15 protein-coding genes are annotated in these 18,744 nt (G+C 72.7%); 5 read left to right on the top strand and 10 right to left on the bottom strand.

Annotated features, from left to right (window positions below; genetic code table 11):
• Positions 1 to 108 precede the first annotated feature (108 nt).
• On the top strand, positions 109 to 1,194 hold the full coding sequence (locus BSZ37_RS02955) for a helix-turn-helix transcriptional regulator (RefSeq protein ID WP_095509110.1): 1,086 nt from the start codon (positions 109 to 111) through the stop codon (positions 1,192 to 1,194).
• Positions 1,195 to 1,200: 6 nt separating this feature from the next.
• Here BSZ37_RS02955 and BSZ37_RS02950 read toward each other — a convergent pair whose 3' ends face one another.
• The 6 genes from BSZ37_RS02950 to BSZ37_RS02925 form a co-directional block, all read right to left on the bottom strand.
• The gene (locus BSZ37_RS02950) at positions 1,201 to 2,259 is read right to left on the bottom strand and encodes a PA0069 family radical SAM protein (protein ID WP_095509109.1); all 1,059 of its coding nucleotides are present in this window, start codon (positions 2,257 to 2,259) and stop codon (positions 1,201 to 1,203) included.
• Positions 2,260 to 2,351: 92 nt separating this feature from the next.
• Positions 2,352 to 3,014, bottom strand: a complete 663-nt coding sequence (locus BSZ37_RS02945; RefSeq protein ID WP_095509108.1) for a response regulator transcription factor — start codon at positions 3,012 to 3,014, stop codon at positions 2,352 to 2,354.
• Positions 3,015 to 3,065: 51 nt separating this feature from the next.
• Positions 3,066 to 6,005: a sensor histidine kinase gene (locus tag BSZ37_RS02940; protein WP_095509107.1), complete on the bottom strand. Its 2,940-nt coding sequence runs from the start codon at positions 6,003 to 6,005 to the stop codon at positions 3,066 to 3,068.
• A gap of 58 nt (positions 6,006 to 6,063) precedes the next feature.
• The gene (locus tag BSZ37_RS02935; protein WP_095509106.1) at positions 6,064 to 6,963 is read right to left on the bottom strand and encodes a hypothetical protein; all 900 of its coding nucleotides are present in this window, start codon (positions 6,961 to 6,963) and stop codon (positions 6,064 to 6,066) included.
• Between the two features lie 102 nt (positions 6,964 to 7,065).
• Positions 7,066 to 8,316: a hypothetical protein gene (locus tag BSZ37_RS02930; RefSeq protein WP_095509105.1), complete on the bottom strand. Its 1,251-nt coding sequence runs from the start codon at positions 8,314 to 8,316 to the stop codon at positions 7,066 to 7,068.
• A gap of 191 nt (positions 8,317 to 8,507) precedes the next feature.
• The gene (locus BSZ37_RS02925; RefSeq protein ID WP_095509104.1) at positions 8,508 to 10,349 is read right to left on the bottom strand and encodes a T9SS type A sorting domain-containing protein; all 1,842 of its coding nucleotides are present in this window, start codon (positions 10,347 to 10,349) and stop codon (positions 8,508 to 8,510) included.
• Positions 10,350 to 10,490: 141 nt separating this feature from the next.
• On the opposite strand from BSZ37_RS02925, the gene BSZ37_RS21805 reads away from it, so the two are divergent.
• The 4 genes from BSZ37_RS21805 to BSZ37_RS02910 all read left to right on the top strand — a co-directional run bounded on the left by BSZ37_RS21805 (position 10,491) and on the right by BSZ37_RS02910 (position 15,177).
• On the top strand, positions 10,491 to 10,652 hold the full coding sequence (locus tag BSZ37_RS21805; RefSeq protein WP_179299451.1) for an ECF-type sigma factor family protein: 162 nt from the start codon (positions 10,491 to 10,493) through the stop codon (positions 10,650 to 10,652).
• A gap of 203 nt (positions 10,653 to 10,855) precedes the next feature.
• Positions 10,856 to 12,151 (top strand): adenosylhomocysteinase, encoded by a 1,296-nt coding sequence (locus BSZ37_RS02920; protein ID WP_095509103.1) that lies wholly within the window; start codon positions 10,856 to 10,858, stop codon positions 12,149 to 12,151.
• Positions 12,152 to 12,341: 190 nt separating this feature from the next.
• Positions 12,342 to 13,511 (top strand): cytochrome-c peroxidase, encoded by a 1,170-nt coding sequence (locus BSZ37_RS02915; RefSeq protein WP_095509102.1) that lies wholly within the window; start codon positions 12,342 to 12,344, stop codon positions 13,509 to 13,511.
• A gap of 298 nt (positions 13,512 to 13,809) precedes the next feature.
• Positions 13,810 to 15,177, top strand: coding sequence for an alkaline phosphatase family protein (locus tag BSZ37_RS02910; RefSeq protein ID WP_218830377.1), 1,368 nt, complete (start codon positions 13,810 to 13,812; stop codon positions 15,175 to 15,177).
• Between the two features lie 40 nt (positions 15,178 to 15,217).
• Here the strand turns inward: BSZ37_RS02910 and mobA are convergent, their stop codons facing one another.
• The 4 genes from mobA to fdhD all read right to left on the bottom strand — a co-directional run bounded on the left by mobA (position 15,218) and on the right by fdhD (position 18,697).
• The gene (mobA, locus tag BSZ37_RS02905; protein WP_095509101.1) at positions 15,218 to 15,778 is read right to left on the bottom strand and encodes a molybdenum cofactor guanylyltransferase; all 561 of its coding nucleotides are present in this window, start codon (positions 15,776 to 15,778) and stop codon (positions 15,218 to 15,220) included.
• Complete coding sequence (locus BSZ37_RS02900) at positions 15,771 to 16,130, bottom strand: DUF7009 family protein (protein ID WP_095509100.1); 360 nt, start codon at positions 16,128 to 16,130, stop codon at positions 15,771 to 15,773. Before BSZ37_RS02900 ends, mobA begins: the two co-directional genes overlap by 8 nt.
• A gap of 98 nt (positions 16,131 to 16,228) precedes the next feature.
• Positions 16,229 to 17,773 carry an SLC13 family permease gene (locus BSZ37_RS02895; RefSeq protein WP_218830376.1) on the bottom strand — a complete coding sequence of 515 codons (1,545 nt, stop codon included), beginning with the start codon at positions 17,771 to 17,773 and terminating at the stop codon, positions 16,229 to 16,231.
• Between the two features lie 66 nt (positions 17,774 to 17,839).
• Entirely contained in the window at positions 17,840 to 18,697 is an 858-nt protein-coding gene (fdhD, locus tag BSZ37_RS02890; protein ID WP_095509099.1) for a formate dehydrogenase accessory sulfurtransferase FdhD, read from the bottom strand.
• Between the last annotated feature and the right edge of the window lie 47 nt (positions 18,698 to 18,744).

The raw sequence follows: 18,744 nt of genomic DNA, 5'->3' as shown, positions 1-18,744 counted from the left end.
CGAACACATAAGCGGGAGCGGTTTAGGCAGATAAGCGACTGATAGTCAGGGGGTTAGCCGGCTCCGTGTCAGGTCGTTATTATTGAGGTCGGGACCGCTTTGCATGGAATGGCTGTCACGCTCACCTCGTCCGACCTCGCTCACCTCGGCGACGCCGTCCGCCTGCTCGTCTCGCCGTTCGACCACGACGGGGTCGACGGCTGGCGGTCGGCGGTCCTGGCCCACCTGCGACCTCTGCTCGGCGCCGACTCGGCAGGGTTCCTCCTGCCAGTGCCGGGTCAGCTCCCGTTCTACAGCAACGAGCAGGACCTCGGCGAGCTCAACACCTACCCGGACGTTCCCCCGCCGCCCGACGTGAACGGGGTGCCCGGCCTGGTCAAGAGCGCCGAGCTCGGCGTCGCCACGCTGGCGATGGCCTACGAGGGTGACCCCTCGGAGTACTTCGCCAGCGCGCACTACAACGAGCATGCGGCGCCGCACCACTCACACGACACGCTGATGATGACGGCCGTCGGCCCGGAGGTCGCGGGGCTGTCGAGCCTCCACTTCTGGCACGATCGCCCGACCGGCCCCACGTTCGGCGACCGAGAAGTGGCTCTCCTTCGGGTTCTGCGGCCGGCGTTCATGGCCGGCATTCGGAGCACGGTCGCGTGGACCCGCCACCGGAAGAGCCTCCTCGACGCGTTCGACCGTCTCGGCCAGGCCGCGGCCGTGGCTGACATGGACGGCCGGCTCCTCCACGTCACGCCGGCCCTCGAACAGATGCTCGACGACGACCCGGACCCCGTCCCGCTCCGGGCCGCCCTCCGCGACCTGTTGGGCGGCGCCGTCAGGGCCGAGCGTGGGGATGGCGCCGGCGCCGCGTTCGAGCGGTCGGTGCGGACCCGGTCGGCGGCGTACGCGCTCCGGGGGTGCCTCTACGGGGGGCACGTCGGGACGCCACTCGCCATCGTCAACGTCGAGCGCGCGCACGCGGCGCCGTCGGTCGACGCGCTCGTGGCCCGGTTCGGGCTCACGGAGCGGCAGGCCGAGGTGGCGCTGCTCCTGGGGGCGCGGAAGAGCAACCGCGAGATCGCCGAGGCACTCTTCATCAGCCCTCACACGGCCCGGAACCACACCGAGGCCGTCCTCCGCAAGCTCCACCTGCGCGACCGCCGGGACGTGCAGGCCAAGCTCGCCGAGCCCGACTGCTAGGTCGCGTCAGAACAGGTCCATCTGGCCGCCCGACAGCCGGCGGAAGTGGTGCGTCGCGAGCGGCGCCCGGTCCCGGTTCAGCCCGAGGCGGCGGACCTCGGCCCGGAACACCTGCCGGATCGCGTCGGCGTACGGCCCGTCCGAGCGGAAGCGGTGGCCGAAGCGCGGGTCGTTGAGCCGGCCGCCCTTGCCCTCGAGGATCCGGTTGAGCACGCGGTCGGCCCGGTCGGGGAGCGTCCGCCGGAGCCACTCCTCGAACACATCTTGGACGGCGCCCGGAAGCCGCACGAGCATGTAACCGGCCGAGGTCGCGCCCGCGTCGGCCGCCGCGCGGAGGATGGCCGGGAGTTCCTCGTCGGTGAGCCCCGGAATGAGCGGCGCCGCGTTGACGCCGACGGGCACGCCGGCCTCAGCGAGCGCCTCGACGGCCCGGAGCCGCGCACCGGGCCGGCTCGCACGGGGCTCCATCGGCCTGGCGAGGTCGTCGCGGAGCGTCGTGGCGGAGAGCGTCACGCGGACGAGGTCGAGCGCGGCGAGCTCGCGGAGCACGTCGAGGTCTCGCGTGACGAGCGCGTTCTTCGTGATGAGCCCGACCGGGTTCCGGTGGCGGAGCAGGACCTCTAGGCAGCCGCGTGTGATCTCGAGCCGGCGCTCGATCGGCTGGTACGGGTCCGTGTTGCCCGACAGCGCGATCGTCTGGGGCCGCCAACTCGGCTTCTGGAGCGCCTCGGACAGGAGCCGCGGCAGGTCCGGCTTGGCGACGATCTTGGTCTCGAAGTCGAGCCCGGCGGAAAACCCGAGGTACTCGTGGCTCGGCCGGGCGAAGCAGTACGGGCACCCGTGCTCGCAGCCCCGGTACGGGTTGAGCGAGTGCGAGAACGGGAGGTCCGGGCTGTCGTTCGTCGCCAGCGCCGTCCGCGTCGTGTCGCGGAAGACCTGTGTGGGCACGGCCCGGCGCTCGTCGTCGTCGAGCGCGGCCGGGTCGAGCGTGACGTCGAGGCGGGCAAACCGGCCGACCGGGTTGACGGCGGCGGCGCGGCCCCGGCGGGGGAGCGGGTCGGACACGGCGGGGTGGAGAGGGGCGCTCCCAGAGTCGGGACCGCCCGTGACGCCTCCCCGTCACCCCGCCCGCCTCGGCGTCGAGACGAGACGCGTCGCTACCCGGCCAACAGGCGTTCCCGGATCGCCTTCGCCACGGCGGCGCTCCCCGAGTGGACGTGGAGCTTCTCGTACAGCCGCTGGACGTGCGTGTTGACGGTGCTCCGGCTGACGAACAGCCGGTCGGCGATGTCCTGCTGCGTCCCGCCGGCCGCCATCTCCGCGAGCACCTCGCGCTCGCGGTCGGTCAGGCCGTAGTCGGTCGACGGCGGCCGGCGCTCGAACGACGCCTGGATCACGCGGGCGACGGCCGGGCCCATGAGCATCCCGCCTGCGTGGGCCTCGGCGACGGCGGCGAGCACGCGCTCCGCGGGCGCCCCCTTCGTGACGTAGCCCGAGGCCCCCGCCCCCAGCGCCTCGGCCACCGTCTCGGGGTCGTCGCGGATCGTGAGCATGACCACGCGGGCGCCGGGCGCGCGCGCCTTCAGCGCGCCGATCCCCTCGATCCCGCTTTGTCCGGGGAGGTTCACGTCGAGCAGGACCACGTCCGGCGTCTCGGCCCCGCGGAGCACGTCGAGCCGGGCCTCGGCCGCCTCGACACTCCCGAACACGCCCGCCAGCCCGACGTGTGGCCCGACGACCTCCTCGAAGGCCTCGCGGAAGGCCACGTCGTCTTCGACGATCCAGACGCGGACGTGGGTGAGGTCGGAGAACGGAGGCATCGGGGCGGAGGGCAGGGGCTGGTACGATCCTGAGCGCGTGGGGCGGCGGCGTCAGCCATTCGCACGATATCGCGAGGATCGGGAGCGGAGAGGGAGCCGGAGGTGCACGACCGTGCCCTCGCCCGCCGCCGATTCGATGCCGAGCGTGGCGCCGAGGGCGTCGGCACGTCGGCGCATGGTGCTCATGCCGCGGCCCGCGCTCGCCTCGGATGGATCGAAGCCACACCCGTCGTCGCGGACCTCGACCCGGAAGGCGCCGTCATCACACCCGATCCGGACCGCGACGTGGCCGGCCTCGGCGTGGCGGACGGCGTTGTGGAGGGCCTCGGTAAAGAGGAGGTAGAGGTCGCGCCGGGCCTCCATGCCGAGTGGGGCCTTGGGAACCGGCCCGCGCTCGACGGCGCCGCGCCCGCCCTCAAGCGTGTGCCGGGCGAACTGCTCCATCCGGTCGGCCACGGAGCTCAGGTCGTCGTGTCCGGCGTCGACGAGCCAGACGGTGTCGCGGAGGTCGCCGACGACGGCGCGCGTCGTGTCGCCGAGGCGGGCGAGGCGGTCGCGCTCGTCGGGCGGGAGGGCCGGCGAGCGCTGGGCCGCCTCGAGCCGGAGGGCCACGCTCGAAATCTTGCTCCCGATGTCGTCGTGGAGGTCGTCGGCGATCCGGCGCCGCGTCCGCTCGACGCGGAGGAGCTGGGCCACGCGGTACCGGTGGGCCGCCAGCCCGACGGCGCCGACGAGGCCCGCCACGAGCAGCCAGAACCACGGCCGCAGCCAGACGGGCGGGAGGATCCGGACGCCGAGCTCGGTCGGCTCGCTCCAGTAGCCGTCGCGGTTGGTGGCCGCGATTCGGAGCGTGTACCGGCCCGGCGGCAGCGACGCGTAGCGGACGTCGGCGCGGTCCGTCGTCGCCGCGTCCTCGTCGAGGCCGACGAGTTGGACGCGGTAGCGGGTCTTCTCGGGCTGGCGGAGGTCGAGCGCGGCGTACTCGACGGCGAGGTCGTTCCGGTTGTGGCGGAGGCGGAGCCCACCGCGCGCCTCCGCCAGCGGCACCGGCTCGCCATCCACGAGCACGCGCGTGAGTCGGACGGGCGCCCCCGCCGAGTCGATGGCGACGGCCAGGGGGTCGAACGCCGCGAACCCGGCGGCGCCCCCGACGAGAACCTCACCGGCCGGCGTCTGATCGTGGGCGTGGAAGTAGAGCGCGCCCTCGGGAAGTCCATCGGCCGCCGAGAACCGGGTGAACACCTCGGCCTTCGGGTCGAAGACGGCCAGCCCGGCCATCGTGCTCGTCCACACCCGTCCGCGCGCATCCAGGAGGATCCCGCCGACGCTCCCATTGGGAACCCCATCGGCCGGACCCCAGGCGCGGCAGGTCTCGGTCTGCCTGTCGATGCGGGCGAGCCGGTTCTCGTCACTTCCCACCCAGAGCGCGCCGTCGGGCCCGACGGCGAGCCCGATCAGCTTGTCGTCGAGCACGCAGCCTTGGGGCTGAACACGCTCGGTCCGGCCAGCCTCTACATCGACTCGGACGAGACCGGCTCCGTAGGTCGTCGCGTAGAGCACGCCGGGCTCGTCGGTCGGCTCCACGACTTGGTAGACCGCCACTGGCCCCGCCTCGGGCATGATATCGGGCAGCGAGGTCACCCTCCGCGCCGCCGGCTCGACGCGGAAGACGCCGGATGCCGAGGTCGTCACCCAGAGCCCGCCGCCCCGGGCCGGGACGATGCTGGTGATGTAGCTCCTGGGGTCGGCTGCCAACGGGATCGAATCGAGCGGGACGCCGGGCTCGAACCGGTACAGCGTCGTGCGGAGTCCGCCGAGCCAGAGCGCACCGTCTGAGGCCTCGCGGATCGCGAACGGGACCGAGAGCGAGTGAGTTGGGTCGCCAAACCACGCCTCGGCCTGGCCGGTCTCCCGGTCGTAGCGGTGAAGCCCGCCCCGGACCGTCCCGACCCAGACCGTGCCGGGGTCTCGGCGAGAGGCGTAGACCGACATGACTTCCGGCGTGCGGAGACCGTCCGGCCGAGTGGGGTCGGCCGCGATGGTTTCGAACCGGGGCGGCGTCACGTCTGCGTGGAGGACGCCGTCCGTCGTGCCGATCCAGAGCGAGCCTCGGCTTTCGAGAACGGAGAGGATCTCAGGCCGAGCGATGGGGTCGCCGTCGCGGACGCGCGTGAGCGTCACCGCGTGGGCGCTCGCGCCTCGGGCGTCGAGGAGAAACAGCCCGCCACCCCGCGTCCCGACCCACGCCCACCCGGGATACACCGCCGACGGCTCTAGCACCGAGACCCCAGCGCCGACGTCGAGGACGGGGCCATCCGGCACGAGCGCGGTCGGATCGAACGGCACCAGCGTGCCGTCGGCGCGACCTGCCCAGAGGGCGTCGCCGGAGGCGGCGAGGGTGGTCACGTCGCGGAGGGCGCGCGCGTGGCGAGGTCGCTGGCCTGGGGCCACCCGGCTCAGCCCGCCCGTCGTCGCCGCCACCACGGCCCCACCGGGGACGGCCGCGAGGGCGCGGACGGTGTCGGACGCGAGGTGGCCCGTCACTCGGCGGTGCCGTCGCCCGCCCCTGCTGCCGAGGCGGACGAGCCCGGCGCCTTGGGTCCCCGCCCAGATCCCGGCGCCGTCGGGCAGGAGGGCGCTGACGGCCGCGCCGAGGTCACGGATGGAGAGCGGCGGGTCGCCGGCGTCCCAGCGCGCGAGGCCGCTGTCGGTGCCCAGCCAGAGCGCCCCCTCGGGCCCGGTCGCGAGGGCCCGGAGCGGCCCCGGGAGCGAGACCCCGATCGGGCGGACGCGGGCCCCGTCGTAGAGGTCGGGCCCGGACGGCAGCCCGACCCACACGAACCCGCCCGCCTCGGGCGCCAACGCGGCGACGGTCACACCCGACAACCCGTCGGCCGGGGTAAGGTGGCGGACGGTGAGCGCGGTGGGTTGACCCGCGGCAGCGGAGGCGAACAGGAGCGCCGCGACCGGCCACAGCCGGAACGTCGCCATGTGAGGGCAGGAAGTGAGCGGGGGTCCGAAGCTATCGGTCCGCCCCGCCTGGCGCCCGTCACACCCGCGGCGTCTCGTCGAGGCCGGTGATCGGTTTCTTTTGCTCGTCGCAGTCGACGGGTACGAAGGGGCTGCAGTCGGTGAAGCCCCCGCACGGCCAGGGGTTGTAGCTCGTCCCGGCAGCCTCGACGAGGCCCTCGCTTTCGTTCTTCTTCGTCCCGAACTGGAGAATGAGCGTTCCGTCGTCGGAGGACCCCTCTCCCATGAGGAAGGTGTGCCGCCGCTCGAGCGTCGGCCGCGGAGGAAGCGTCACGAACCGGCCGGCATTGAAAAACTCCGGCTTGGATCGGCGGTCAGTGAGCTCCCCTCGCAGTCCGTTGAGGTCCGGGGTCCCGACCCGGTCGTGCTCCCGGAGCCGGTCCGTGGCGACGCGGAGGAAGGCGTCGGCTTGAGCCCCGTCGGATTCGAGGTCGGCTGCGTAGCACCTCGTGAGGACGTCGCCGACGGCCATCGTCGTCATCATCCACATGTGCTGTCCTGTAGTGGCCTCGGGCGGAAGGTTTTGGATCTCGATGGAAAACTGGCTGAGGCGGTCGGCGAGCTCGGGCGTGACCAGCCCGTCGCCCGACAGATACAGGCTGTCTGGGGTGAGGAGCGCCTCGCTCTCCCACCTCGCGGGCATCTGGACGATCTGGACGCGGAAGCCGGAGAAGTCGGATGACGTCCATTTCGCGTGGGACCGGCGCTTCCCATGGTAGGCCGGAAGCACGTGGGTCCGGAAGATCTCGGCTAGCGCCGGAACGCCGGTCCGGGTCGCCGGAGTGAACACGTTCTGTAAGGTGACCTTGTCGGCCTGGGTCAGGGACGCGCGGAGCACCCCCTGCGAGCTGTGGGGCGTGGAGGACGCAGCGATGAGGTCACCGAAGTGGTACCAGAGGAGCTTCCAGGGTTGAGTCATGGCCGGTGGGTGTGAGCGCCCTAATGGTATACCACCGATTCCGAGAGGGAGTCGTGCGTCTGCCCGAACCGCGCCGACGGGCGCTCGCTGCTAGCGCCGAGATCATTCTTTGGTCTTGCCGCCGCTCTCCGCCTCGGGCGCCTCGCCGGACAGCTCGGCCTCGACACGACCGAGGCGGGCGTTGAGCACGCGGAGGTCCGGGACCTCCGGGTTGACGGGCCGGCGGTCCTCGGAGCCCTCCGCCGGGCTCTTCTCGTGCGGCTTCACCACCGACCGGACCACCATCATCTTGTTGAGGAGGTCGAACCAGAACGGCGCGCCCAGCGACACGGCGATCCCCGTGCCCAGCAGCCCCATGACCTTCGCCAGCCACCACCAGGCGACGGACCGCCACGACGGGGGCGGCGTCGTGGCGTCGCGGCCAGGCCACCGGGCTGACGGGTTCGAGAACTCCCACCCGAGCGGGACCCCGAGCGCGCGGAGGTCGTGGATGGCCGCCTCGTAGCGGGCTTGGGCGTCGCCGAGGTCGTCGGTCGAGCCCGCGGTCGAGTCGGTCCCCGCCGGGCCGGCTGCGAGGGGTGTCGCCCTCGCGGAGGAGTCCGACCGGGCCATCTCCTCGACGTAGGCCCCTGCCGCGGCAACGTAGACCGCGCGGAGGTCGTCGTCGTGCGTCAGCGCGTTGACGACGGCGATGGCGTCGGCGTTGAGGCCGACGGCGATGGCGAGGCCGAGCACGAACGCCACCTTCTGCGCGTGCCTCTTGTACCAGCCCGCGACCTGGTCCATCTGGCTGTTGTACCACCGCTCGACGTGAAGCGCGGCCTCGTCGAGCGTGTCGGCCGTGGCGACGAGCGGGCGGAGCGCCTCGCGGAGCGCAGCCAGGCTGCCGGCGTCGAACGCCGGCGTCGGGCCGGCCCATCCTGGCGTGTCGCGGAGCCGCTTGCCGAGCGAGCCCGAGGCGTGCTCGGTCAGCCCGAGGAGGTCGAAGAGGGCCAAGGCGAAGTCGCGCGGGGGCACGTAGGCCGGGCCGAGGTCGTCGCCGAGGCGGAAGCGCCGCCGGAGCCACCGCACCCAGGCTGCGGTCTCGGCACCGCCGGACCCGAACGGCCGGATGAGCGGGTGCCCGTAGAACGCGTCCGTGAGGCTCTCGGTCGCGTGGCCCTCTCCCGTCTGCTGGCCCGTCGCCAACCGGGCCTTCGTCGCCTCCTGGAGGAGCGCCTGGATGCCGAGCCGGAGCAGCGAGGTCCTCTTTTTCCAGACGATCTCCAGGACCTCGGCCGCCGCCATCACTACGACGCTGATGAGGAGAAAATAGAACGTGACGCCGATGGCGACGTCGAGAGACGTGAGCATGACGGCGGACAACGGGTGGCGGAGGAGGGTACGCGTCAGCGCTCGATCAGCCGTCCTGTGCCCGCACGATTTCGCAGGGCTCGACGCCGCACGGGTCCCGCAACGCCACGCGGTCGGCCCCAGGAAGCCCGCCGCGACGATGACGGAGCCCGGGCGTGCCGTCCGGTGGGACCGCACCCCGGGGACTCGTGTCAGCGCACGACCGTCACGCGCTGGGCGTGGGCCTCACCGTCGGCCACCACGCGGACGACGTAGACGCCGGCTGGTCGCCCCGCGGCGTCCCACGTCCACGAGGCTCTGCCCGCGGGCGCCGCGCCCTCGAACACGACGCCGGCGCTCCGGCCGAGCGCGTCGAACACCTCGACCCGGACGTCGGCGGCCTCGGCCAGCGTGGCGCCGAGGCGGACGGGGCCGGCCGCCGGGTTCGGTGCGGCGGGGAGGAGCGCGAGCCGGGCGCCGGGCGCGGCCTCAGACGCGATCGGCGGGGAGGCCTCGAACGCGACCGTGTACAGGAGGTCGCCTTCCGACCCGTCGGACGTCGTCTGGACCATGTAGGCCACGCCCGGCAGGGCTTCGAACGAGACGCGCGATGAGCCGTCGTCGGCCGCGTTCGCCGGGTCGTCGTCGTTGCAGGCGGCGGGCGTTGTAGGGTCCACCTCCCCGGCCTCGTCGGTCGCGTAGACGCTGACGACGGTGTCGAAGCCAGAGCCCTCGGTGTCGATCGTGAGGGTGCCGGCCTCGGGCACGACGACGACGCGCCAGACGTCGGGGACCGGGCCGGTCGCGGTGCCGCAGGTCGGGGGCGGGAAGCCGCTCGCCGTCGCGCCGCGGTTCGTGTCGAGGTGCGTAGAGCCGATGGCGATCTCCTGCACGCCGCTCCGGAACGGGTCGTCGTTGGGCGGGCCCGTGATCACGCCGGGAGCCGCTACGGTGAGCACGACGTCGCCCACGGAGCCTCCGTACCCCGACACCCGGACGAAGTAGAGCCCGGGCGTCACGTCGGCCGACAGCGCCGACGTGAAGTCCCCGCTCGGGTTCGAGGCGTCGTCGTCGTTGCACGAGACCTCCGTGAGCGCCCCGTCGTCCCCGGACAGGTAGAGGGAGAGGATCGTGTCGAAGGAGGAGCCGGCGAGGTCGAGCGACACGGTCCCGCTGGCCGTGGCCTCGAACGCCCACCAGATCGCGTTTCCATCGTCGTTGTCGGCCCCCCCAACCGTGCAGGACGCCGCCGTCTCGACATTTAAGGCGGAAGCTTCGGCCTCTCGGGTGTCTCCCGTGTAGGTCGCCTGTCCGGCGTAGACCGGTTCGGCCGTGGTCAGGTTGTCGTTGAGGGAGGTTGTGGGGTCGCCCCCCCCGCCGCCCGTCGAGATCAGCGAGACGTCGTCGAGGACGAAGGTGACGAACGCGTCCGGAGCCGTCCCGGCCCGTTCGACGCCGCGGAAGGTGAGCGTGTGGGGGAGACCGTCGGCGAAGGCCCCGATGTCGATGTTGACCTGGGCATAGTCGGCGTACGCGGCCGTGTCGGCCTCCGTGAAGGTGTCGATCTCGACCCCGTCGATGGCGTACGAGAACGTGCCCGTCGCGTCGCCGGCCGCCCGGATCTGGAGCCAGAACGAGAGGAGCACGCCGGTCGCGTCGGCTGGAATCGTGACGCTCTGGGCGAGCGAGTACTCGGAGTCGACGCCTTCGCCATTGAAGAAGGCGTACCAGGACCCGGTCCGGGGACCGGGGGCCGGGCACTCCGAGGCCGGGCAGATCGGGGTGGAGAAGGAGGGGCCCCCTGCTTCGTCCCAGGCGGGGTTCGGAGCGCCGTCCTCGAACGAGCCGTCGACGATGAGTTCGGGCAGGACCGCCCCGGCCGGCGTCTCGAGGCGGACCGGCTTCGCCCGGTGCGAGCCCGCCTCGACGGGCAGTCGGACGATGGAGAGAGCGCCCGAGGACGGGCCGAGGCGGACGGTCTGCGCCGACGGTGCGTTGGCGAGAGCGACGAGCGCCGCGAGCGCGGCGGCGCGGGAGAGAAGCGAAGGGGACATGGGGAGAGCTGGAAGCCGGTGAGGAAGCGAGCGGCCCGTGTCCGCTCACCAGTCTATAACCGAACGCCCTCCAAATCCCACCACGGTCGCAAGGCGTTGTTGTCAGGTGCTCTAGGGTGGCAATGCGCGTCCCTCCGATCCGTGTCTAATTCGCCGTCCCCGACCGACGAGGTGTTCCCGCTCGTTTACGGCGAGCTCCAGCGGCTGGCGCGGTCTGTCCGGGGCGCAGGCGAGACGCTCAACACGACGGCCCTCGTCCACGAGGCGGACCTCAAGCTCGTCTGGTCGGACGGGACGGAGTAGGCGAGGCGGCCGCACGATCCCGGCCGCCTCGGTCGCTCCGCCGAGGCGGGCGACGTGCGCCGCCAAGCGGCTGCCGGGGCGCTGGGGCGCCGCCGGGGACGTCCTGACTTTGCAGAGTCCTAGCCCGATTCCGACGCCCCACAGCGTAGGTTTCGGTCCTCTACTTCGCCTGACACCCGCGCCGGCCCGCCCGGCCCCCAAACATGGACCACAAGGAAGGACAGTACAAGGTCGCCGACCTCTCCCTCGCCGAGGAGGGCCGCAAGCGGATCGAGTGGGCCGAGAGCCGGATGCCGGTCCTCATGAAGCTCCGCGAGGAGTACAGCCAGTCGCAGCCGTTCGCCGGCTACAAGATCACCGGCTGCCTCCACGTCACGAAGGAGACGGCGGTCCTCATCGAGACGCTCAAGGCGTGCGGGGCCGAGGTCGCGTGGAGCGGCTGCAACCCGCTCTCAACCAACGACAGCGTCGCCGCGGCGCTCGCGCTCGGGCCCAACGGCGACGGCGACGGCGTCGAGATCTACGCGTGGTACGGCCAGGACACCGAGGCCTTCTACTGGTGCATCGACCGGACCATCGACACCACGCCGAGCACGACGCTCGACGACGGCGCCGACCTCATCTTCCGCGTCCACAGCCAGTTCCCCGAGAAGGCCCAGGACATCATCGGCGGCTCCGAGGAGACGACGACCGGCGTCCACCGCCTCCGCGCCATGGCCGAGGACGGCAAGCTCCTGTACCCCGTCTACGCCGTCAACGACGCCGAGACGAAGTGGGACTTCGACAACGTCTACGGGACGGGCCAGTCGACGCTCGACGGCATCCTTCGCGCGTCGTCGGTGCTCCTCGCCGGCAAGAACTTCGTCGTCGCCGGCTACGGCCACTGCGGCCGCGGCGTCGCGATGCGGGCCAAGGGCATGGGCGCCAACGTGATCGTCACCGAGATCAAGGCGACGGCCGCGCTCAAGGCCACGCTCGACGGCATGCGCGTGATGCCGATGGAGGAGGCCGCCAAGGTCGGCGACATCTTCGTCACCGCGACGGGCATGAAGGACGTCGTCCGCGGCGAGCACTTCGTCTCGATGAAGGAGGGCGCCATCGTCTGCAACACGGGCCACTACGACGTCGAGCTCGACCTCGTCGCCCTCAACGACATCGCCGTCTCGAAGCGGACGATCCGCGAGGACAACGTCGAATACACGATGGACAACGGCCGGAAGGTCTACGTCCTCGCCGACGGCCGGCTCGTGAACCTCGCCGCCGCCGAGGGCCACCCGTCGGAGGTCATGGACATGAGCTTCGCCAACCAGCTCCAGGCCCACCTTGCGCTGATCCGCCGCCACGAGGCCGGCGAGGACCTTCCGAACACGGTCCTCGACCTCCCGGAGGAGCTCGACCAGGAGATCGCCGGGATCAAGCTCGAGACGATGGGCCTCGCCATCGACACGCTGTCCGACGAGCAGGTCGCCTACGCGACCGACTACTCGGCCGGCACCTGACATCCCCCGCCTCGGTGGCTCTGCGGAGTCGCCGAGGCGGACCGAGCCGGGGCGGCTACCGCCATAGCCTCCCGGAAAAGAGCGCCCGCCCCCCCTTCTCAGGGGGGCGGGCGTTCGCTGTTCAAGGGCCTCCGCAACCCCACAGGCCCCGGCCCCCGTACGTTGCCCTCCCTGCCCCGCGCCGTTCGACATGCCGATTGCGTCGACTCCCCGGTTCCGGCTCGCGTCGCTCGCCCTTGTCTCCGTGGTCACCCTCGGAGCCAGCTTCGCCACCCGGATGGCCGGCACGCCCGTCCTCCCCGAGACGCCCTACGACTACGCCAGCGCCGAGCTGCCGCTCCACCTCCAGCACAGCTCGGTCCTCCGCTGGGACAACACCCCCGACGACAACCCGATCACCGACGCGGGTGCGACGCTCGGGCGCGTCCTCTTCTACGACGTACGGCTGTCCCAGAACGAGACCGTCTCGTGCGCCTCGTGCCACCGGCAGGAGCACGGCTTCTCCGACCCCCGGCCCCTCAGCATCGGCTTTGAAGGCGAGCCGACGGACCGGAACTCGATGGCGCTGTCGTTCGCCCGCTACGACCGCACCCGCCGGTTCTTCTGGGACGGCCGCGCCCGGACGCTGGAGGCCCTGACGCTGGAGCCGATCCAGGACCCCGTCGAGATGGGCATGACCCTCGACGCGCTCGAAGCCCGACTGGAGGCCACCGCCTTCTACCCTGGCCTCTTCGCCGACGCCTTCGGCACGCCGGAGGTCACCTCAGACCGCGTCGCGAAGGCGCTGTCCCAGTTCATCCGCTCCATCGTCGCCTCCAACTCCCGCTACGACGCCGCGCGCGAGGCCGAAGAAGAGCTGTTCGGCCGGCCCCTCGCCGGGCTGACGGAGCAGGAGAACCGCGGGATCGAATTGTTCTTCGGGGAGGGCCGCTGCGAGCAGTGCCACTCCGGCGACATGTTTGTGGGGAATGGACTCCTCAACAACGGACTGGACTCGACCTTTACGGACCTCGGAGGCGGTGGGAGGCGAGATCCGTTGGGCCTGAAGACCGTGACGGGTCGGGGCCGGGGGGCGTTCAAGACGGTGTCGCTCCGCAACGTCGAGCTCACGGCGCCCTACATGCACGACGGCCGGTTCGCGACGCTCGAGGAGGTCGTCGATCACTACAGCACCGGCGTCCGGATCAGCCCCACCCTCGACCCCCGCCTCCGCAGGGGCGGCCGGCCGATCCGCCCGTCCTTTACGGACGACGAGCGGGCCGCCCTCGTGGCCTTCCTCCGCACCCTCACCGACACCACCCTCACCACCGACCCGCGGTGGTCCGACCCGTTCGTCTCCCGGGCGCCGGCCGGTCAATGAGACGCCTCCAGCGCCGCCGGGCCCCCTGCCTCCGCACCGCAGGCGCCGTCGCCGTCCGGCACCGGTCCTCCGCCTCGGTCGCGTCGCCGAGGCGGGCGGAGTCGACGGTTGCCGGCACCGAGCCCGCCCCGCTTCTCCCGGGGTGGGCGCGCACCTATCGGCCGGGACGAGCGGTGCGTCCGGTGTCGGGTTCGTGGGGTCGGGGACGGGAAACCGCCGCGGGTCGGATCGGCGCGTAACCTCACCGTCGCTCTCTGCCGGCCAGCGCGCCGCCTATCGAATCAGACTCCCGTCCCCCGTGCGCTTCCCCTCCGTCCGCGTGTTGCTCGTCGCCGCCTGCCTCGTCGGCGTGGCCGCCGCCCAAGACGCCCCGCCGACGCGGCCCGCGCACGTCGTCCTCGTCACGATCGACGGCCTGCGGCCCGAGTTCTACCTCGACGCCGGGTGGCCGGCCCCCGTGCTCCAGCAGCTGGCGGGCGCCGGGGCCGTGGCGCACGCGGTCCGGCCGGCGTTCCCCTCGGTCACCTACCCGAACCACACGACCATCATCACGGGCGCGCTGCCGGCCCGGCACGGCGTCTTCTACAACACGGTGTTCGAGCCCGACGGGCAGACGGGCCGGTGGTACTGGGAGGCCGACGCGATCCGGGTGCCGACGCTGTGGGACGCGGTCCGGGCGGCGGGCGGCACGACGGCCAGCGTCATGTGGCCCGTCTCCGTGGGGGCCCCCATCGACTACAACTTTCCCGAGGTGTGGTCTCTCGAGGAGGGCGCCGACTTTCTGGTGTCGGTCCGCGCTGCCGCGACGCCGGCCGGGCTCGTGGAGGAGATCGAAGAGCGGGCGACGGGCACGCTGTCCGTGGCCGGGCCCCTGTCGGGCGACTACCCCGGCCGCGACGACGTGATCGGGACGATCGGGGCGTACCTCCTCGAGACGTACCGGCCGACGCTCACCACCATCCACCTCGGCGCCGTCGACCACTTCGAGCACGTGGAGGGCCGCGACGGCCCCACCGTCCGGCGGGCCGTCGCGGCGGCGGACCGCGCCATCGGGCGCCTGACGGAGGCGGCCGACCGGGCCGGCATCGCTGCGGAGACGACCTTCATCGTCACGGGCGACCACGGGTTCTCCGACATCCACACGACGCTGGCCCCGAACGTGTGGCTCCTGGAGGCGGGGCTCACCGGGGACACCCGCGACCGGGGGCCCGACTGGCGGGCGTCGTTCATGGTCACGGGCGCGTCGGCGTTCCTCCACCTGCGCGATCCGTCCGACGCGGCCGCGGCCGACTCCGCCCTCCGGGTTCTCGACGCGCTGCCCCCGGGCGTCCGCGGCCTGTTCACCGTTCTGGACCGGGACGAGCTCGACCGACTGGGGACCGCGCCGGAGGCCGCCTTCGCCCTCACGCCGGTCCCAGGCGTCTCGTTCTCGGGGTCCGCGCGCGGTGAGGCCATCCGGCCGGCGAGCGGCGGGACGCACGGCTACGCCCCGACGTTCGACGAGATCTACACCGGCCTCGTCGCGGTCGGGCCCGGGATTCGGAGTGGGGTCGTGATCCCGGTCTCGCGCCAGGAGGACACGGCCGCCATCGTCGCGGCGCTGCTCGGGCTGGACTTCGACCCGCCGGACGGCGCCCTGTATCCGGGGTTGGTCTCCCTCCCCTGAGCGCCCGCGGTCGGTCGTCGGCGCGGTCCGTCCAGGCGGGTCACCCCAGGTCGCCCGGCGCGTTGACGTTGTGGAGCGCGCCTCCCTCGACGGCGACCTCCCGCACTGCCAGCCGCGCCAGCACGTCCCGCAGCGCGAGCCGGCGCTCCGTGAGGCAGGCCCGCGCGACCGGCGCCGCCGTCGCCACGCGCCAGAGCGCCAGGGTCGGCTGGCGGCGGCCGCGAGCGTCGACGGCGACGAGCGCGTCGGCCCGGCCCGCCTCGGCGGTGACGAGCGGGCGGAGCGCGGCCGGCGTGAGGTAGGGCAGATCGACGGCGGCCGACAGGACCCACGGCGTCTCCGCGGCCTCCAGCCCGGCCACGAGGCCCGCGAGCGGACCGGCGTCGGGCGCGGCGTCGAGCACGACCTCTGCCGGCACGGGGTAGTCGCGAGGCGCGGACCCCGTCGCGAGGAGCATCGTCCCGACGTGCGGCGCGAGCGCGGCGTGGACGATGGCGACGAACGGGAGGCCGCCCAACTCCACGAGCGCCTTGTCGCGCCCAAACCGCCGGGACGCGCCGCCCGCCAGGATTAGCCCGGTGACCTCAGAGGGCTCAGGCATTGGGGTGCGGGAAGAGGTCCGTCTCGTCGGGCCGTTTGTGGAGGCAGTCGAAGTCCTTCTCCACGAGGAGCGCCACCTGTCGGCCCTCGCCTGCGTCCTGCGTGCCCTCGAAGCCCACGCGCTCGTCGTCGGGCCAGCCCACGATCCAACGCTCCGGTACGAAGACGGTCAACGTGGTCCCGTCCAACTCGGCACCGAGGTCGGCGCGGTCGGCCGTTTGGACGCGGTAGACGAGCGACGACCCGGGCGCGACGCGCGTCTCGGCCTCGACTCTGCCCGCCTCGGCGAGCCGCTGGAGGTCGCCGTGCGACAGGCGAAGGCGGATCGAATCGTCTTGGATGCGAAGCTTCATGAAGTCGGAGGTCGGAGGTCACGGCGCCGCGTGGTTTGTCCTAACGCGTGGCAGACCGTCGCCTCTGCCCTTTCCCCAGTCCCACGAGCGCAACGAGCCTACTGGGCCCAGACCGGAACCTGGCCGTAGACGACGCCGAAGACGAGCGGGAGCAGGAGGTAGGCCGCCGCCGTCACGAGGACGACGAACGCGAGGTTCAGCCAGACGCCGGCCCGCGCCATCTCGGGGAGCGACACGAGGTTGCTCCCGAACACGATGGCGTTGGGCGGTGTGCCGACCGGGAGCGCGAACGCGCACGACGCCGCGAGCGCCGCCGGCACGGCCAGCAGAAGCGGGCTCTCGCCGAGCGCGAGCGCGAGCGCCGCGACGACCGGCAAGAAGGCCGCCGCCGTCGCCGTGTTGCTGGTCATCTCCGTCAGCAGGAGGATCACGAGCGCGATGACGGCCACGACCGCCAGCGTCGGCAGGCCGCCGAGGCCGACGAGGAGGGAGCCGATGTAGTCCGCGAGGCCCGTCGCCTGGATCGCCGCGGCCAGGGAGAGCCCGCCGCCGAACAGGATGAGCACGCCCCACGGGAGGGCCTCCGCGCTCCGCCAGTCGAGCACGAACTCCATCCGCCGCCAGTCGGCCGGGATCAGAAAGAGGAGGAGCGCGCCGCCCATCGCGATCGCCGTGTCGCTCAGGCTGGGGAGCACGCCGCGCACGAGCGGGCCGGCGATCCACAGCGCCGCGACGAGCCCGAACACGAACGCGACCGTCTTCTCCGGCCTCGACATCGGCCCCATGTCGCGGAGGGCGTTGCGGACGTACGCCGCGCCCGTCGCCATCGGCTCGCGGCCGACCGGGTAGAGCCGGACCAGGACGGCGAACACGAGCGGCAGGCCGAGCGCGACGATCGGCCCGCCGATCAGCATCCAGCGGCCGAACCCGAGGTCGACGCCGTAGGTCTCGCTCAGGAAGCCGGCGAGGAGCGCGTTCGGCGGCGTCCCGATGATCGTCCCGACGCCGCCGACCGTCGCGCCGTAGGCGATGGAGAGCGCGATGACGATCCCGAAGTTCCGACGCGTGGGGCCCTCGGCCCCCTCGCCGACCAGCCCGGCCACGCTCACGCCGATGGGCAGCATCATGAGCGCCGTCGCCGTGTTGCTCACCCACATCGACACGAACGCCGTGGCGAGGAGGAAGCCGAACGCGATCCGCCGCGGGCTGTCGCCGACGAGCTGGACGATGGAGAGCGCGATCCGCCGGTGGAGGCCCCACCGCTGCATCCCGAGGGCGAGGAGGAAGCCGCCGAGGTAGAGGTAGATGAGCGGGTTCGCGAACGGCGCCGCGGCCTCGTCGACGGGCAGGACGCCGAGGGCGGGGAACAGGACGAGCGGGAGGAGCGCCGTCGCCGGGATCGGGATGGCCTCCGTGATCCACCACGTGGCCATGAGGAGCCCGATCGCCGCGCACCGCCAGCCCTCGACCGACAGGCCCTCGGGGGCGGGCATCACCAGGAGGACGGCGAACAGGAGGGCCCCGCCGATCAGACCCGCGCGCTGGACCCGCTGGGGCGGTGGCGCTGGGTCGTCGGCGTCCCGTTCCAGCATGAGGTCGGCGTCCGCAAGGTCGCGGTCGAGGTCGGAGGGGGCGTCGCTCACGGGTGGGAGAGAGGGGCCGCGCAGTCTACGCCGGCCTCCTCCGCCTCGGCGCCGAGGCGGGCCGGGTCAGGCCTCGGGCTCCGCGATTCGCGCGGCGCCGGTGTAGACGTTGAACCGGCCGTCGCGGACGAACCCGAGCAGCGTCACCCCGTGCTCGTCGGCGAGGTCGACCGCCAGCGACGACGGCGCGCCGACCGCGGCCAGGACCGGAACGCCCGCCATCAGCGCCTTCTGGACCAGCTCGAACGACGCCCGCCCGCTGACCAGCACGCCGTGCTCGGCCGGCACGGACTCGCCGGCCGTGAGGAACGACCCGACGAGCTTGTCGACCGCGTTGTGCCGCCCGACGTCCTCGCGGAGGCGGACGAGGCGGCCGGTCTCGGTAAACAGGGCGGCGGCGTGGAGCCCACCCGTCTGCTCGAACACGGCTTGGTGCTGGCGGAGCGCGTCGGGCAGGCCGTGGATGGTCGCCGGGAGGAGCGACGGTCCGGCCGGCAGCGCCGGCGCGCCGACCGTGGCGACGGCCTCCAGCGACGCCTTCCCGCAGACGCCGCACGACGAGGTGGTGTACACGTGCCGCTCCAGCCTGCTGAGGTTCACGCGTACGCCGTCGGCCAGCGTGACGACGACGATGTTCGGGTCGCGCCGGCCGCCCTGGACCGGCGTGTGCGCCACGTCGATCACGTCGTCAGGAGAGCGGATCACGCCCTCGCCGTGCAAGAAGCCGAGAGCGAGCGCCAGGTCGTCGCCGGGCGTCCGCATGGTCACCGCCAGCCGCTGGACGCGCGCGTCGCGCCCGGCGCCGAAGCGGAGGCGGATCTCGAGCGGCTCCTCGGTCGCCAGTTGGTCGTGGCTGTCTTCGGCATCGTCGCCCCGCACGCGGACGACGGGCACCTCGCGGACGCTGGGGGAGAGGAGGGGCATGCGCGCTCTACCCCGGCCGGCCGGCCGGGTTCGCGCGGAGCGGGAAG

This window comes from Rubrivirga marina, from assembly GCF_002283365.1.
Classification (GTDB): domain Bacteria; phylum Bacteroidota; class Rhodothermia; order Rhodothermales; family Rubricoccaceae; genus Rubrivirga; species Rubrivirga marina.
The sequence above is the reverse complement of the archived record's forward strand: the minus strand, read 5'-3'. Positions and strand labels throughout refer to the sequence as shown.

Coding starts and splice junctions, on each gene's coding strand:
- BSZ37_RS02955 (WP_095509110.1), top strand. CDS start 109: ATGGCTGTCACGCTCACCTCGTCCGACCTCGCTCACCTCGGCGACGCC.
- BSZ37_RS02945 (WP_095509108.1), bottom strand. CDS start 3,014: ATGCCTCCGTTCTCCGACCTCACCCACGTCCGCGTCTGGATCGTCGAA.
- BSZ37_RS02940 (WP_095509107.1), bottom strand. CDS start 6,005: ATGGCGACGTTCCGGCTGTGGCCGGTCGCGGCGCTCCTGTTCGCCTCC.
- BSZ37_RS02935 (WP_095509106.1), bottom strand. CDS start 6,963: ATGACTCAACCCTGGAAGCTCCTCTGGTACCACTTCGGTGACCTCATC.
- BSZ37_RS02930 (WP_095509105.1), bottom strand. CDS start 8,316: ATGCTCACGTCTCTCGACGTCGCCATCGGCGTCACGTTCTATTTTCTC.
- BSZ37_RS02925 (WP_095509104.1), bottom strand. CDS start 10,349: ATGTCCCCTTCGCTTCTCTCCCGCGCCGCCGCGCTCGCGGCGCTCGTC.
- BSZ37_RS02920 (WP_095509103.1), top strand. CDS start 10,856: ATGGACCACAAGGAAGGACAGTACAAGGTCGCCGACCTCTCCCTCGCC.
- BSZ37_RS02915 (WP_095509102.1), top strand. CDS start 12,342: ATGCCGATTGCGTCGACTCCCCGGTTCCGGCTCGCGTCGCTCGCCCTT.
- mobA (WP_095509101.1), bottom strand. CDS start 15,778: ATGCCTGAGCCCTCTGAGGTCACCGGGCTAATCCTGGCGGGCGGCGCG.
- BSZ37_RS02900 (WP_095509100.1), bottom strand. CDS start 16,130: ATGAAGCTTCGCATCCAAGACGATTCGATCCGCCTTCGCCTGTCGCAC.
- fdhD (WP_095509099.1), bottom strand. CDS start 18,697: ATGCCCCTCCTCTCCCCCAGCGTCCGCGAGGTGCCCGTCGTCCGCGTG.